The sequence below is a fragment of the Sorangium sp. So ce394 genome (genome assembly GCF_051474665.1).
Classification (GTDB): domain Bacteria; phylum Myxococcota_A; class Polyangia; order Polyangiales; family Polyangiaceae; genus Sorangium; species Sorangium cellulosum_D.
Window position 1 is genome coordinate 5,551,948 of the sequence record NZ_CP150339.1, and the last position, 14,681, is coordinate 5,566,628.

Genomic DNA, 14,681 nt, shown 5'->3' on the forward strand with positions numbered 1-14,681 from the left:
AGCAAGCCGGCGCCCGGACGTGCCGTCGGCGGCCTGATCCGCTCGGAGCCGGGTGAGCTCCCAGGAGGCCGTGTGGGAGGGGCGCGGTCGTGCGCCGTCGTGTGAAAGGGATGCTGCCGCGCGCCGGAACGGTACTATGCTCCCGGCCGTGGTCGCGGGCGCTCGCGAGATGATCAGGACCCAGACGATGCGCTCGACGGTCGACCCGCCGTCGTCGCGCGAGCCAGGCAAGTCGCCGCCGTCCGCCGGCGCCCGCATCGGCCATTACGAGCTCCTGCGCGAGCTCGGCCGGGGAGGCATGGGCGTCGTCTTCCTGGCGCGCGACCTCCGGCTCGCTCGCCTCGTCGCGATCAAGCTCCTCACGAAGCTGAGCAGCACCGGAGTCCAACGCTTCCTCGCCGAAGCGCAGGCCACCGCGCGCTGCAAGCACGAGCATATCGTGACGATCCACGAGGTGAACGAGCACGACGGATTCCCGTACATGGTGCTCGAGTACATCGAGGGGCAGAGCTTCCGCGCGTGGATGAAGCAGCGCAAGCCCGCCGACGCCCCCAGCCGGGCGTCCACGATGCCGGTCCCGCCCGGCCTGGCCGTCGAGATGATGGTCCCCGTCGTGCGCGCGCTCGCGAGCGCGCACGCGTCCGGCATCGTCCATCGCGATCTCAAGCCGGAGAACGTCATGCTGGACGCCTCGGGCGCGATCAAGGTGGTCGATTTCGGCATCGCCAAGCTGCGCGACGACGAGGCGAGCCTGGTCGTCGAGCGCCCCGCCGTCGACGACGTGCGCCTGACGCACCCGGGAGCGGCCGTCGGCACGCTGCCGTACATGTCCCCCGAGCAGTGGGAAGGGCGGGAGGTCGACCCGTCGAGCGACGTCTGGGCCGTGGGCATCATGCTGTACGAGCTCGTGCTCGGCGCTCATCCCCTCGCGCCGTGCAGGATGCCGGACCTCATCGCGGTGCCGCGGCTCGACGAGCCGATGCCCGAGGTCAGCGCGCGCCACCCGGAGGTCGGCGCGCTCGGCGCGATCATCGACCGCTGCCTGCGCAAGCGCAAGGCCGAGCGGTACGCCTCCGCCGAGGAGCTCCTCGTCGAGCTCTTGCCCCTCCTGCCCGGGCGCCGGGAGATCCATCTGGGCAGCGACGAGAGCCCGTTCGCCGGCCTCTCGTCCTTCCAGGAGGCCGACGCCGACCGCTTCTTCGGCCGCGCGCAGGACCTCGCGGGCGTCGTCGCGCGCCTGCGCAGCCAGCCGCTGCTCGCGATCGCGGGCGCGTCGGGGGCGGGGAAGTCGTCGCTGGTGCGGGCCGGGGTGATCCCGGCGCTCAAGCGCTCCGGCGAGGGCTGGGAGGCGCTGGTCCTGCGACCGGGGCGCGAGCCGCTGGGGGCGCTCGCGGAGCTCCTCGGCAGCCCTGTCGTGACCCTGAGCACCGACGTGCAGGCGCTCGCTTTCGACACCGCCGCGGGGACGCGCGCGGCCCTGGCACCACGGCTGCGCGCCGAGCCTGGCCTGCTCGGCGCCGCGCTGCGCGGGTGGGCGGCCCGGGCGCAGCGGCGCCTCTTGCTGTTCGTCGATCAGTTCGAGGAGCTCGTCACGCTCGGCGCCCCGGCCGACGAGCGCGCGGCGTTCCTCGCGTGCCTGGAGGGCATCGCCGACGACGCGTCCTCCCCGCTGCGGGTCGTCCTGTCGGTGCGGTCGGATTTCCTCGAGCGGATGGCCGAGCACGAGCACTTCATGGCGGCGATGACCCGGGGCCTCGTGTTCCTCCGGCCGATGGGGCGCGAGGGGCTGCGCGAGGCGCTGGTGAGGCCGATCGAGGCGGTTCGGCACGAGATCGAGGACCCGGCGATGGTCGAGGGCATCCTCGACGCGCTCTCGACGACGCGCGGGGCGCTGCCGCTGCTCCAGTTCACGGCGGCGAGGCTCTGGGAGATGCGCGATCGGGGGCGGCGGCTGCTGACGCGGTCGAGCTACGAGGCGCTCGGCGGGGTGGCGGGCGCGCTGGCGAGCCACGCCGACACGCTGCTGGCCGGGATGAGCGAGCGCCAGGCGAAGCTCGCGCGGGCGGTCCTGGAGCGGCTGGTGACGCCGGAGCGGACGCGCGCCGTGGCGAGCCTGGGCGAGCTGTGCGAGCTGCCCGGGGACGCGGGCGAGATCGAGCGGGTCGTGGGGCAGCTGGCCGACGGGCGGCTCGTGGCGATCGAGAAGGGGAGCGACCGCGCGGGCAGCACGGTGGAGCTCGTGCACGAGTCGCTGATCGAGCGGTGGCCGACGCTCAAGCGCTGGCTCGACGAGAGCCAGGAAGACGCCGTGTTCCTGGACCGGCTGCGCGCGGCGGCGAGGCTGTGGGACGCGAGCGGCCGCGCCGCGGACACGCTCTGGCGCGGCAACGTCGCGAAGGAGGCGCGCGGCTTTCGCGAGCGGTACCGGGGCGCGCTGCCGGAGCGGGAGCGGCTGTTCCTGGAGGCGGTGCTCCGGCTCGCGGACGAGACCCGGCGCCGGAGGCGCCGGCTCGTCTCCGGGACGATCGCGGTGCTGTCGTTCCTGGTGGTCGCGGCGGGGGCGGGGATCGTGAAGCTGACCCGGCAGAACGGGGTGATCACGGCGCAGCTCGACGCGATCCGCAGGACCGAGGAGACGCTGAAGAAGGCGCTCGCGAGCGAGGAGGCGGAGCGGAGCGCGGCCGAGAGGGCGCGGCAGGAGAGCGAGGCCGAGCGGAGGCGGGCCGAGGCGATGCAGCGCGAGGCGGAGGAGGCCCGGGACCGCGCTAAGGCCGAGGCCGAGCGGGCCCGCGTGGCGGCGGGCGAGGCGCGGGCGGCGCGGGACACGGCGCAGCAGTCCGAGGTCGAGGCGCGAAAGGCCGAGGCGAAGGCCACCGAGGAGGAGCGGAAGGCGAAGGCGGCGGCGGAGGCGATGCTGCAGAGCAAGCGCGAGCAGGAGCACCTCATCCAGCGGACCGTGGGGAAGATCGACGAGAAGTTGAAGTAGCCGGAGCCGCGCCTCGGCGGGGTGGGGGACGGCCTCGTCACGTCGCGGCGGTCGTTCCGCGGCGGCGAGGTCGGCGCAGATGGGCGGTGCGGAGGGCGCTCCTGGCATGGTTTCGGGGTGCGGCGCGCTGCGCTGGAGCGCTCCGCGGGCTCGAGGCGGGGCGGCTACAGCGGCGGCGCCGTCCGGCTGTGACGGTAGATGGCGCCGTCCTCGCCGACGACAAAGGACGAGCTCCCAGCGCCCCATATCGCGTAAAGAGGGCGGTCTGTCGTCGAATTGAGCTTGATCCAGGAGATGCCGTCGTAGTGCAGGAGCGTGCCGAACGCACCCACGGCATAGACATTCCTCGGCCCGGTCCCCCACACGCTGTACAGATCGACCAGCGTGGTCGAGTCCATTTTCTGCCAGCCCTGGCCGTCGTAGTGAAGGATCGTGCCTTTGTAACCCACGGCATAGACATCCCGCGGCCCGGTCCCCCACAGGTTGTTCAACACGTCCGATGGGGGCGGCTCCATGTGCTGCCAGTCCAGGCCGTCGTAGTGGAGGATCGTGCCCTTCTCATCCATGCCCTTCTCACCCACGGCGAAGACATCCCGCGGCCCGGTCCCCCACACGCCACGCAGCGACGGCAACGATTCGGGCCGGGGCATGTCCTGCCAGCCATCGCCGTCGTAGTGCAGGATGGCGCCGGCCTCGCCCACGGCAAAAACATCCTGCGGCCCGGTCCCCCACACACCAGACAGCGATCGCGCCGGCTCGGGCAGGGGCATGGCTTGCCAGCCCTGGCCGTCGTAGTGCAGGATCGTGCCGCTCGGACCCACGGCAAAGACATTCCGTGGATCGCTCCCCCATACTCCATACAGCGTTCCCGGAGCTTGCGAGATCATGGCCTGCCAGCCCTCGCCGTCGTAGTGCAGGATCGTGCCGTTCGCACCCACGGCGAAGGCTTCCCGTGGATCGCTCCCCCACACGCTGTACAGCGACGCCGAGGTGGGCGACGTCATGGGCTGCCAGCTCTGGCCGTTGTAGTTCAGGATGGCGCCGCTGTCGCCCACGACGAAGACATCCCGCGGCCCGCTCCCCCACACGCCATTCAGCTGTTCCACCGCGATCGGCAAGGGCATGAGCTGCCAGCCCTCGCCGTCGTAGTGCAGAAGATTGCCCAGAAGACCCACGGCAAAGACGTTCTTCGGCCCGCTCCCCCACACGTCATGGAACGTCTCCACCCGTGTAGGCAAGGTCATGTTCTGCCATTCCCGGCCGTCGTAGCGCAGGATCGTGCTGCCGTCACCCGCGGCAAAGACATCCTGCGGCCCGCTCCCCCACACGCCCCTTAGCGTGGCCCACTCCGGGGCAAGCGAGTTCATGGGCCGCCAGCGCTCGCCATCATAGTGCAGGATCGTCCTGGCGCTACCCACGGCGAAGACATCCTGCGGCCCGCTCCCCCACACGTCATAAAAAAACTCCGAGTTGGGCGAGGCCATGCGTTCCCACCTTTGGCCGTCGTAGCGCAGGATCGTGCCGTTGTCACCCACGGCGAAGACATCCTGCGGCCCGCTCCCCCACACGCTCTCGAGCGTGGTCGGGCCTGACTTGGGCCAGGTCATGGTCTGCCATTCCTGACCGTCATAGTGCAGGATCGCATTATAGCCCACGGCGAAGACATCCTGCGGCCCGCTCCCCCACACGCCGTTCAGCGTGTCAGACGTGGGCGACGGCATGGCCCGCCAGTCCTGACCGTTGTAGTGCAGGATCGTGCCGAGGCTCCCCACGGCAAAGACGTCCTGCGGCCCGCTCTCCCACACGCCGTTCAGCGGCCCCGACGTAAGAAGATCGTGCTGACGCCAGTTCCAGCTTCCGCACGAACCGACGGACAGGTCATCGCAGGAGCTGGTGCACCCCGGACGGCCGAAATCGTAGCGCAGGTTGACGCAGGACGTCGTGATCGGCAGGCCGGGATCGCAGGCTTCATCCTGCGCCAGCTCCCCGTCGCCGCAGTGCAACTTGCAGTCGCGCCTGCAATACCCGCGAAAGTCCGAGTTTTGGCCTTCGCGGCACAGCGGGTCGGTCGACTTGATTTCGTCAGAGCCGCAGTCGCAGGTCTCCCCGCGGCTCGCGTCGAAGATGCCGTTGCCGCAGCGCTCGTCGGACGTGCAGTCGGCGCTGCACCCGTCGTTGCCCCGGTTGTTGCCGTCGTCGCAGACCTCGCCCTGCACCTCATCGACGACGTCGTTGCCGCAGGTCTCGTCGGACATGCAGTCGGCGCTGCATCCGTCGAGATCGTCCGTGTTCCCGTCGTCGCAAACCTCGTTGTCCTCGGGAATCCCGTTGCCACAGATATGGTCGTAGCCGGGGACGACGCACTGGGGTCTGCCTCTCTCGGGCACGACGCATTGAAGGTCGATCGGGCAAAAGCCGCCACCGCAAGCGACCGCGCCCTGAAGGCATGCACCCGCGGCGGCGATCAGCGCCATCACGAACACGATCGCCACGACGTGACGAGGCGCCCAGCCGCCCCGCGGAGGGCGCGAGATGACGCTCCGGTTCCGCTCCATGCTCCGTCTCCGCATCAATGCCCACATCGTACCCTCGCTGTTTCGTCTCCCAGCAGCACGGCAGCTCGCTCCGGGGTCCCCAAGGCCGCCGGCCGTACGTGACTCGCGAGCGAACGATGGATACCTAGATATCGAGGAACCACCCTGCGGTCCACGCGCGACGCCTCCAGCACGTGGCCAGCAGCAAGCCACATGCCGCCTTGGCTCCGCCGCGAGCGGCCGCGATCGTGTTCGTGTGGCGCGCCGAGCCGCCGCGTCGCTCGTACTCACGCGCGGCGGCGTCGGGCGTATCGCCTCGGCGTGTCCGGGGCACGGGGCCGGCGCGATGGCAATTCTTGCCGCGCCTCTGCCCGGCGGCGATGGCAATCTTTGCCATGAGGGCAACGCTTGCCACGCGCGCGCGGGTCCAGGGCGCGAGAGCGGCCGCGGGAACGCCGATGGTCCAGAGCTCGAATGTCCGGACCCGGCGCTCGGGAGGCACGGTTGCTGCCAGCCCGGCAGGTGCGCGACGGCAACCGACACCTGCGGGCGAGCGCGCCGCTCACCGCCGGCCGCCGCCCGCCCGCCTCAGCGCTGCTGCGCCCCGAACCGCGCCTTCGCCGCGTCCACCGCGGCCTTCGTCCACCGATCGACCTCCTCGTCGGTCAGCGTCCGCTCCGGCGACCTGAACCACAGCGCGAACCCGAGCGAGTGCGTCCCCGGCGGGAGCTCGCCGCCGCGGTACCGGTCGAACAGCTCGACCTTCTCGCAGCGCTCCCCGGCCGTCGTCCGCAGCAGCTCCAGCACCTGGCCCGCCGGCACGTCGAGCGGCAAGAGCAGCGCCACGTCGTGCCGCATCGCCGGGAACCGGCTCGGCTTCGCGGCCGCCGGCGCGCGGTAGGCCGCCGCCACCGCCGCGAGATCGAGCTCCGCCACCACCGCCCCGGTCGTGATCTCCAGCGCGTCGCGCACGTCCGGGTGGAGCTCCGCCACGTACCCCACGGCGCGGCCGTCGAGCGTGACGCGCGCTCCCTTGCGCGGGTGCGCCCACGGCGGCGGCTCGCCCTCGAGGTCGAACTCCGGCGCCACGCTGCCCGCGAGCTCCGCCAGCACCGCCTCGACCACGCCCTTGCCGTCGTAGAAGTCGACGTCCTCGGGCCGCGTGAGGTAGCTGTCGCGCGGCCCCGCGAGCAGGACCGTCAGCCGCGTCGGCTCGTCCACCGGCGGCCGCTCGACCCGCGCCTTCTGGCCCGCGCCGTCCGTACCCACCGTGCCACCCGCGCCGCGCGCCTCGCCCTGGCGCGGCAGGAACACCTGGCTCACCTCGAACAGCCGCACCCGCGGCACGTTGTACCGCTGCGAGCGCTGCGCGACCGTGAGCAGCCCCGGGACCAGCGACGGCCGCATCACCGACTTCTCCTCGGAGAGCGGGTTCAGCAGCCGGAGGAGCGGCTCGACCTCGAAGCGCGACGCCTTCAGCTCCTGCGGCGACAGGAACGAGTACGTCACCGCCTCGTGCAGGCCGATCCCGGTGCAGATCTGGCGCACCCGGCGCCGGAGGCGGTAATCGCCCCGGGCGCCCGCGGGCGCCGCGCCCACGCGCGGGAGGCTGCTCGGGATCTGGTCGTAGCCGGCGACGCGCGCGACCTCCTCGATGAGGTCGATCTCCTCCACGATGTCGGGCCGGTGCGCCGGCACCTCGACGAGCAGCCGATCCGCCTGCTGCTCCACGGTCGAGACCCCGAGCGTCTCCAGGATCTCGCGCGTCCGCGGCGGGGCCTCGGCGCCGATGATACGCTTGTACCGCGGCAGCCGCAGCGTCAGACGGCGCGGGGCGCGGGGCGCGACGTACGCGTCGATCGGCTCGCCCGCCGCCTCGGCGCCGGCGAGCTCGCAGATGAGCGCGGTCCCCCGATCGCGCGACAGCGGCACCCCCGAGAGGTCCACCTCGCGCTCGAAGCGATGCGACGCCTCGGTGTGGAAGCCGTACCGCCGCGCCGACCTGCGGATCCCGCGCGGCTCGAAGTAGGCCGACTCGAGGAACACCCGGCGCGTCGTCGCGGTGACGCCGCTGTCCGCGCCGCCGATCACGCCGGCGAGCGCCACGACGCGGTCCGCGTCGGCGATCACGAGGTCGTCCTCGTTCAGGGACAGCTTCTGCCCGTCGAGCGCGACGAACGCCTCGCCCTGCCGCGCCCTCCGGATCTCGACCGGCAGCCGCAGCGCGTCGAGATCGAAGGCGTGGAGCGGCTGCCCCCGCTCGAGCATCACCAGGTTCGTCGCGTCGACGACGTTCGTGATCGGCCGGACCCCGAGGCGGCCGAGGCGCACCCGCGCCCAGAGCGGCGAGGGACCGACGCTGACGCCCTCGATCACCTGGCCGGCATACCGGGGGCAACGCTCCTTGTCGCGCACCTCGACGCTCGCGCGCGCCCCGCCGCCGCTCGCCTGCGGCCGCGCGACCGCCGGCGGCTGGAAGGGGACGCCGAGCACCGCGGCCACGTCCCGGGCCACGCCCAGGTGGCCCAGCGCGTCGGGCCGGTTGGGGGTGACGCTGAGCTCGATGATCCAGTCCTCGAGGCGCGGCTCCCAGTCGAGCAGCGACTGCCCCGGGCGCCCGCCCTCGATGGTGAGCAGGCCCTCGTGGCTCGACCCGAGGCCGAGCTCGTCCTCGGCGCAGAGCATGCCGGCCGACGAGACGCCGGCGACCGCCTTCTCGGTCAGCGTGACGAGCGCGCCGCTGCGGTCGAGGACCTGCGCCCCCACCGGCGCATAACAGACGAGCGCGCCGCCGCCGGGGGCCGGGATGTTCTGCGCGCCGCACACCACCTCGCCGCCGCCGCCGGCGCCGCCGGCGTCCACGCGGACCAGCGTGAGGCCCTTCTTGCTCGGGTGGGGCCGCGTCGCCTCGACGCGCGCGAGGACCACCGGGCGCAGCGCGGCGCCGACGTGCGTCACGCGATCGACCTCGAGCCCGCCGCGGCCGAGCGCCGACGTCACCGCGTCGACGCCGGGATCGGCGCCGAGGATCTCTTGAAGCCACTTGTACGATATCAACATGGGGAGTCGGGCTCCGGCGCGAGGGGAGTCGCCTAGAGGCTTCCGAGGAAGCGGACGTCGTTCTCGTAGAAGGCGCGGATGTCGTCGACGGCGAACTTCATGTTGGCCGTGCGATCCACGCCGATGCCGAACGCCAGCCCCGTGTAGAGCTCCGGGTCGATTCCGACGTTCCGGAGCACCGTCGGGTGGACCATGCCGCACCCGAGCACCTCCAGCCAGCCGGTGCCCTTGCACTGCGGACAGGCGCGGTTCGCGCCGAAACAGACGAGGCAGGAGACATCGAGCTCGGCGCTGGGCTCGGTGAAGGGGAAGTAGCTCGGCCGGAAGCGCGTCCGCGTGTTCTCGCCGAACATCCGGCGGCTGTAGACCTCGAGCAGGCCCTTGAGGTCGCCGAGGGAGACGTCGCGGTCGACGACGAGCCCCTCGATCTGCACGAACATGGGGCTGTGGCTGGCGTCGTCGTCGCGCCTGTAGACGACGCCCGGCGCGACGATCATGACCGGCGGAGGGTGGGAGAGCATCTCGCGCACCTGCACCGGGCTCGTGTGCGTGCGGAGGAGCACGTTCTGGCCCGGATCGCCGGCCACGTAGAACGTGTCGTGCATGTCCATGGCCGGGTGATCCGCCGGGAACCCGAGGAGATCGAAGTTGTAGCGCGCGAGCTCGATCTGCGGCCCCTCGGCGACGTCGAACCCGAGCCCGACGAAGATATCCACGATCTCGTCGAGGGTCCGCATGATGGGGTGCGGCCGGCCGGGCGCGCGCCAGCGGCCGGGCAGGGTGATATCGAGGGGCGACGCGGAGAGCTCGCGATCGCGCGCGGTCCGCTTGATCCGGGCGGTCGCCTCCTCGCGGGCGCGCTCCACGCGGCCCTTGACCGCGTTGAGGCGCTGGCCGAGCGCCTTGCGCTCCTCGGGCGCCGCCCCGGGCAGCTGCTTCATCAGCGCATTGAGCGAGCCGCGGCGCCCGAGCAGGCTGGCATACAGGCGGTTCAGCTCATCGAGATCGCCGACGGCGGCGAACTGGACGTCCACCGTGCGATCGACCTCGTCGATGAGGCGGCCGAGTTCGGGACCACTCATTGCCGCCCCCTTACCCCAGAGCCCCAGGCAACGCAAGACATGACCACCCGCGCTGCGCCGGCGCGTGCGGGACGTCCGGTGCGCGGGCGGCGGCGACGGAGCGCCCCGCGCGCTGGGCAGCGGGGAGGGGCCGGCGGCCATCGCCCGAGGCGAACGCCCGATCCGCGCGGCGCCGCGCCCCGATCCATGGGGGCGGCGCGCGACGGCGCCGCGCGCGGCGCGCAACAACGGTTGTCACCCCGGTCAACTCCGGGTTGACAGCGCCCCGGCGGCGCCGGCACGGCCCACTCGGGATCTACGCCGGCCGCGCGCTGGCGCGACCGTTGCAAAACCGGTTCAGCACGGTGTGCCATTGGCCCGGCGCCGCTCGGCTGCGCGCGGCCGACGCCGGCGTCTGCCCGCCGCGGGCTGCGATCGACCCCGCGACGCCTCGCAGCGCCGCGCCCGCACCGCTTCGTCCTCACCGAAGACCCTTCGGGATGCATCGATATGGCCAAGATGACCGCCTTCATCATCGCGCTCTGTTACCTGCTCGGGGCCCTCCTCGCCTACCGCGCGCTCGCCCTGCTGACCCGCCCCGCGCCTCCGGAAGGCGCGCGCGAGATGAAGACGTCGGGCGCGAGGGCCGCGGCGCTCAACCTGTCGTATGCGAGCGCCGCTCCGTAGCGCATGTACCAGAGCCAGCCTCCCTCGCGCGCTCCGCTCCTCCACTTCTCTGACTCTTCGCAACTTCATTGCATCCGCTCATCGGGCGCTCGCCGCGCCCGCAGGCATCCGCGCGTCATCGTCCGTCGACGACCGCGTCAACCACGGCTGTCGACATGTCAACCTGGGGTTTACGGCGTCTCCGGGGGAGCGCGCCAGATCGCGGCCGTCCCGCGCGGCTCAAGGCGCCGCGAGGACTCTGGGCGTACTTGGCTCGTCGATTGCAATCGAGTGACGACGCTGGAGACGCCGCGAGCGCACCAGACGCTGAGCGAGCCAGAGGACGCGCTGTCGGGGCTCGCTCGCCTCGATGACAGCCCCGCTGCGCGCGCTGGCGCAGTCCACAACCATTCACGAGATCGGCGCCCCCCTTGAAGTCCATCGTCAATCCTCATCGCCACCCTGGGCTAGACATTCGCCGCGATCCGCGGCGCGCCGCGCGCTCGACCGGCGGGGCGCGCGCCCGCGACCTCGCCTGTGCCCTGCTCGGCGCGGCCCTCTGCGCGGCCCCATCCGTCGCGAGCGCGCAGCCGGCGCCCCCTCCGACGACGCCGGACCAGGCGCCCGAGGGGACGGCGCCGCCCGCCGGAGAGGCCGAAAAGGAGGCCGCCCCGGCCGTCGACGCGGCGAGCGTCGAGCCCGGGGCCGCGGCCGCGGCCGTCGCCCCCTCCCAGCAGCCCGTGCAGAAAGAAGAGCCGTCGACGCCGCCGCCGCCGGTGGAGAGCGGGTTTTACTTCGGCGCCGTCAGCCGCGCCGTCGCGGCCACGGACGCCGAGCTCGGGCCGGGGCGCGACGCCGACATCGTCTTGAGAGGATCGCGCCTCGACGAGTCCACGTTCATCCAGCTGGACCTGGAGCGGCAAGACTACTGGGAGTCCACCGGCGCCACCACGCGGGCCGCCGTCCGCCTCGTCGTGGACGCCCCGGTCCTCCATTACAACAACGCGCGGCCGTGGAACGTCAACATGTCCGTGCGCAACGCCTTCGTCGAGGAGCGCGACCTCGGCGTCAAGGGGCTGTCCGTGTGGATCGGCTCGCGCCTCTACCGCGGTGACAACTCCGAGCTGCTCGATTTCTGGCCGCTCGACTGGCTGAACACGCTGGGCGGGGGCGTCCGCTACGACCTGCCCTCGAAGCGCACGTACTTCGCGGCGCACGCCGGCGTCAACCGGCCGCTCACGCCGTATTACCTGCAGACGGTGGAGCGCGCGCCGGCGCTCAACCAGCCCGGCACGGCCAACGTCAACCTCCTCGACCGCCAGCGGCTCATCACCAGCTTCAAGGCGAGCCACACCGTCCCGATCGGGGAGAAGGGCGGGGTCAAGGGCATCCTCTACGGCGAGCTGCACCAGCTGCCGTCGGGCACGCGCGAGACGGCGGAGGCCGGCGTGTACGAGCGGCTGCCGCGCGACTCCGGGTACGTCATCGGCGCGCAGATCAGCCCGTTCACCGGCGTGGACAACGGGCACCTGCACCTGTTCCTCCGCTACGCGGGCGACCTCGCGGCCCACGGCGAGTTCGGCTCCCCCACGCAGCCCGCGCCGGACGGCACCGCGTCCGGCGCGCACGAGCTCATGTTCACCATGAGCGGCAACTACGAGACGGGGAAGCTCGGCCTGATGGCCTCGGGGTACGTGCGCTCGTTCCGCAACGCCAGCGAGCCGTTCGATTTCGCCGATCTGGACGAGGGCATCTTCGTCGTGCGGCCGCACTACTACATCCGCGACTGGGGAGGCATCGCCGTCGAGGGCTCGTACCAGGCCCAGCGGCGCGGGAGGGTCCCGCCGCCGGCCGACCCCGCGGCGCCGGGCGCGCACCCCGGAGCGAGCCACCACAGCGCGAGCCTCGTGCGCTTCGGCCTCGTGCCGTTCCTGAACGCGGCGGGCAAGGGCGACTTCAAGCGCCCGCAGTTCCGCTTCATCTGGCTCGTGACCCGGCGCGACGAGGGCGCGAAGGCCCTTTATCCGCAGGACGACGTGTTCAGCAAGCGCACGTGGGAGCACTTCTTCGGCCTGAACGTCGAGTGGATCTTCAAGGCGAGCCCGGCGTTCTGACGCAGATGTCGCGTCCTCCGCCCGCTCGCGCCGTGAGAGACCGAAGCCATCGTCATGGCTCTTAACAAACCAAAAAGAGAGGAACTCCAAGTCATGAGCTGCCGACCGCTCGCAAGGACATGGGGAGGTGAACATGGTCATGAAACCTGATGTCGCGACCAGCGCTCCGCCGCTGGACGCGGCGGGCGAGCCGCGCGGAGGCGACGGGGCGGCGTCCGGCGCCCTCGCCGGCGTCGGGCGCTACCGCTGGGTGATCTGCGCCCTCCTGTTCACCGCCGCGACCATCAACTACGTCGATCGCCAGGTGCTGGGCGTCCTCAAGACGACGCTCCAGAAGGAGCTCGGCTACAACGACATCGATTACGGCAACATCGTCACGTCGTTCCAGGCCGCCTACGCGATCGGGATGCTGACGATGGGCCGCCTCATGGACCGCATCGGGACGCGGCGCGGCTTCTCGTTCGCCGTCGGGTTCTGGAGCCTGGCGGCGGCGGCGCACGCGCTCGTCGGCAGCGCCGGCGGGCTCTCGGCGGCCCGGTTCGCCCTCGGCATCGGCGAGGCCGGGATGTTCCCGGGCGCCCTCAAGACGATCGCCGAGTGGTTCCCGAAGAAGGAGCGCGCGCTCGCGACCGGGCTGTTCAACTCCGGCACCAACATCGGCGCGATCGTGTGCCCCCTCGTGGTGCCGTGGATCGCGGTGACCTGGGGCTGGCGCGCCGCCTTCGCGCTGACCGGCGCGATCGGGGCGCTCTGGATCGTCGCGTGGCTGATCCTCTACTCCCCCCTCGCGCAGAACCCGCGCGTCTCGCCGGCGGAGCGGGCCTACATCACGAGCGAGCCGTCGCCGTCGCCGGGCAAGATCGGCTGGCTCACCCTCGTCCCGCACCGCCAGACGTGGGCGTTCGCGATCGGCAAGTTCATGACCGACCCGTTCTGGTGGCTTTACCTCTTCTGGGTCCCCGACTTCCTCAACCGCAAGCACGGGCTGAACCTGCTCCAGATCGGACCGCCGCTCGTCACGATCTACCTGCTCTCCGACGTGGGCAGCATCGCCGGCGGCTGGTTCTCCTCGATGCTCATGCGCCGCGGCTGGACCGCGAACGCGGCGCGCAAGACCGCGATGCTCGTGTGCGCGCTCGGCGTCGCGCCCGTCTTCCTCGCGACGCGCACCGACTCGCTGTGGGTGGCCGTGCTCCTGCTCGGCCTCGCCACCGCCGCGCACCAGGGCTTCTCGGCGAACCTGTTCACGCTCACCACCGACATGTTCCCGTCGCAGGCCGTCGGGTCGGCCGTCGGGCTCGGCGGCATGGCCGGCGCCATCGGCGGCATGCTCATCGCGCAGATCGCCGGCCACGTCCTGCAGCTCACCGGGAGCTATTCGATCCTCTTCATCATGGCCGCGTCCGCGTACCTCCTCGCGCTCGCCATCATTCACGTGCTCGTGCCGCGGCTCGAGGCCGCGAAGCTGGGCGGAGGCAGTGCAGCACAATGACAACGAACAATCCCTTTCGCTTGGACGGCAAGGTCGCGCTCGTGACCGGCTCGGAGCGCGGCATCGGCGCCGCCATCGCGACCGCGCTCGCGGCCGCCGGGGCCGACGTCGCCATCCACGGCAAGGACGGGCCGGGTGAGGAGACGATGGCGGCGGTCCAGAAGCTGGGACGGCGCGCCATCGGGATCGCCGCCGATCTGTCGGATCGCGCGGCGCACCCGGAGCTCATCCGGAGGACGAAGGCCGAGCTCGGTCGCATCGACATCCTGGTGAACAACGCCGGGCTCATCCGGAGGGCGCCGGCCGTCGAGTACTCCGACGAGGACTGGGACCTGCTGCTCGAGGTCAATCTGACGTGCGCGTTCCGCCTGTCGCGGTTCGCCGGCAAGGAGATGCTCGAGCAAGGGACGGGCAAGATCATCAACATCGCGTCGCTGCTCGCCTTCCAGGGCGGGATCCTGGTGCCGGCGTACGCGGCGTCCAAGGGCGGGATCGCGCAGCTGACCAAGGCGCTCGCGAACGAGTGGGCGGCGAAGGGCGTCAACGTGAACGCGATCGCCCCTGGCTACATCGCGACGGACAACACGGCCGCGCTCAGGGCCGACGAGACGCGCAGCCGCCAGATCCTCGAGCGCATCCCTGCGGGGCGCTGGGGTGAGGCCAGCGACATCGCGGGAGCGGCGCTGTTCCTGAGCGCGGACGCGAGCAAATACATCCACGGCCACGTGCTGGTCGTCGACGGCGGCTGGATGGGCCGTTGAGGAGCGG

8 protein-coding genes are annotated in these 14,681 nt (G+C 71.8%); 5 read left to right on the forward strand and 3 right to left on the reverse strand.

All coding sequences use genetic code 11. The features are described from left to right. Positions 1–136: 136 nt before the first annotated feature. The gene (locus WMF33_RS20340) at positions 137–2,986 is read left to right on the forward strand and encodes an nSTAND1 domain-containing NTPase (protein ID WP_437338695.1); all 2,850 of its coding nucleotides are present in this window, start codon (positions 137–139) and stop codon (positions 2,984–2,986) included. A 164-nt stretch (positions 2,987–3,150) separates the two neighbouring features. Here the strand turns inward: WMF33_RS20340 and WMF33_RS20345 are convergent, their stop codons facing one another. From WMF33_RS20345 to pheS, 3 genes are all read right to left on the reverse strand, one after another. After that, complete coding sequence (locus WMF33_RS20345; RefSeq protein WP_437338696.1) at positions 3,151–5,478, reverse strand: glucosyltransferase-I; 2,328 nt, start codon at positions 5,476–5,478, stop codon at positions 3,151–3,153. Between the two features lie 630 nt (positions 5,479–6,108). Further along, entirely contained in the window at positions 6,109–8,580 is a 2,472-nt protein-coding gene (pheT, locus tag WMF33_RS20350; protein WP_437338697.1) for a phenylalanine--tRNA ligase subunit beta, read from the reverse strand. Positions 8,581–8,612: 32 nt separating this feature from the next. Beyond that, positions 8,613–9,662 carry a phenylalanine--tRNA ligase subunit alpha gene (gene pheS, locus WMF33_RS20355; protein ID WP_437338698.1) on the reverse strand — a complete coding sequence of 350 codons (1,050 nt, stop codon included), beginning with the start codon at positions 9,660–9,662 and terminating at the stop codon, positions 8,613–8,615. A 489-nt stretch (positions 9,663–10,151) separates the two neighbouring features. Between pheS and WMF33_RS20360 the strand changes: the two genes are divergently transcribed. The 4 genes from WMF33_RS20360 (at position 10,152) to kduD (ending at position 14,674) form a co-directional block, all read left to right on the forward strand. Beyond that, positions 10,152–10,328: a hypothetical protein gene (locus tag WMF33_RS20360; protein WP_437338699.1), complete on the forward strand. Its 177-nt coding sequence runs from the start codon at positions 10,152–10,154 to the stop codon at positions 10,326–10,328. Positions 10,329–10,738: 410 nt separating this feature from the next. Beyond that, a complete protein-coding gene (locus tag WMF33_RS20365; RefSeq protein ID WP_437338700.1) occupies positions 10,739–12,421 on the forward strand; it encodes a carbohydrate porin in 1,683 nt (560 codons plus the stop codon). 133 nt (positions 12,422–12,554) lie between these two features. Continuing rightward, positions 12,555–13,913, forward strand: coding sequence for an MFS transporter (locus WMF33_RS20370; protein ID WP_437338701.1), 1,359 nt, complete (start codon positions 12,555–12,557; stop codon positions 13,911–13,913). Then, positions 13,910–14,674 carry a 2-dehydro-3-deoxy-D-gluconate 5-dehydrogenase KduD gene (gene kduD, locus WMF33_RS20375; protein WP_437338702.1) on the forward strand — a complete coding sequence of 255 codons (765 nt, stop codon included), beginning with the start codon at positions 13,910–13,912 and terminating at the stop codon, positions 14,672–14,674. The genes WMF33_RS20370 and kduD overlap by 4 nt, the downstream gene beginning before the upstream one ends. Positions 14,675–14,681: the final 7 nt, after the last annotated feature.

Bases quoted from the DNA above. Each gene is read 5' to 3' on its own strand.
- WMF33_RS20370 (WP_437338701.1), top strand. From the start codon at position 12,555: ATGGTCATGAAACCTGATGTCGCGACCAGCGCTCCGCCGCTGGACGCG.
- pheT (WP_437338697.1), bottom strand. From the start codon at position 8,580: ATGTTGATATCGTACAAGTGGCTTCAAGAGATCCTCGGCGCCGATCCC.
- WMF33_RS20360 (WP_437338699.1), top strand. From the start codon at position 10,152: ATGGCCAAGATGACCGCCTTCATCATCGCGCTCTGTTACCTGCTCGGG.
- kduD (WP_437338702.1), top strand. From the start codon at position 13,910: ATGACAACGAACAATCCCTTTCGCTTGGACGGCAAGGTCGCGCTCGTG.
- WMF33_RS20340 (WP_437338695.1), top strand. From the start codon at position 137: ATGCTCCCGGCCGTGGTCGCGGGCGCTCGCGAGATGATCAGGACCCAG.
- pheS (WP_437338698.1), bottom strand. From the start codon at position 9,662: ATGAGTGGTCCCGAACTCGGCCGCCTCATCGACGAGGTCGATCGCACG.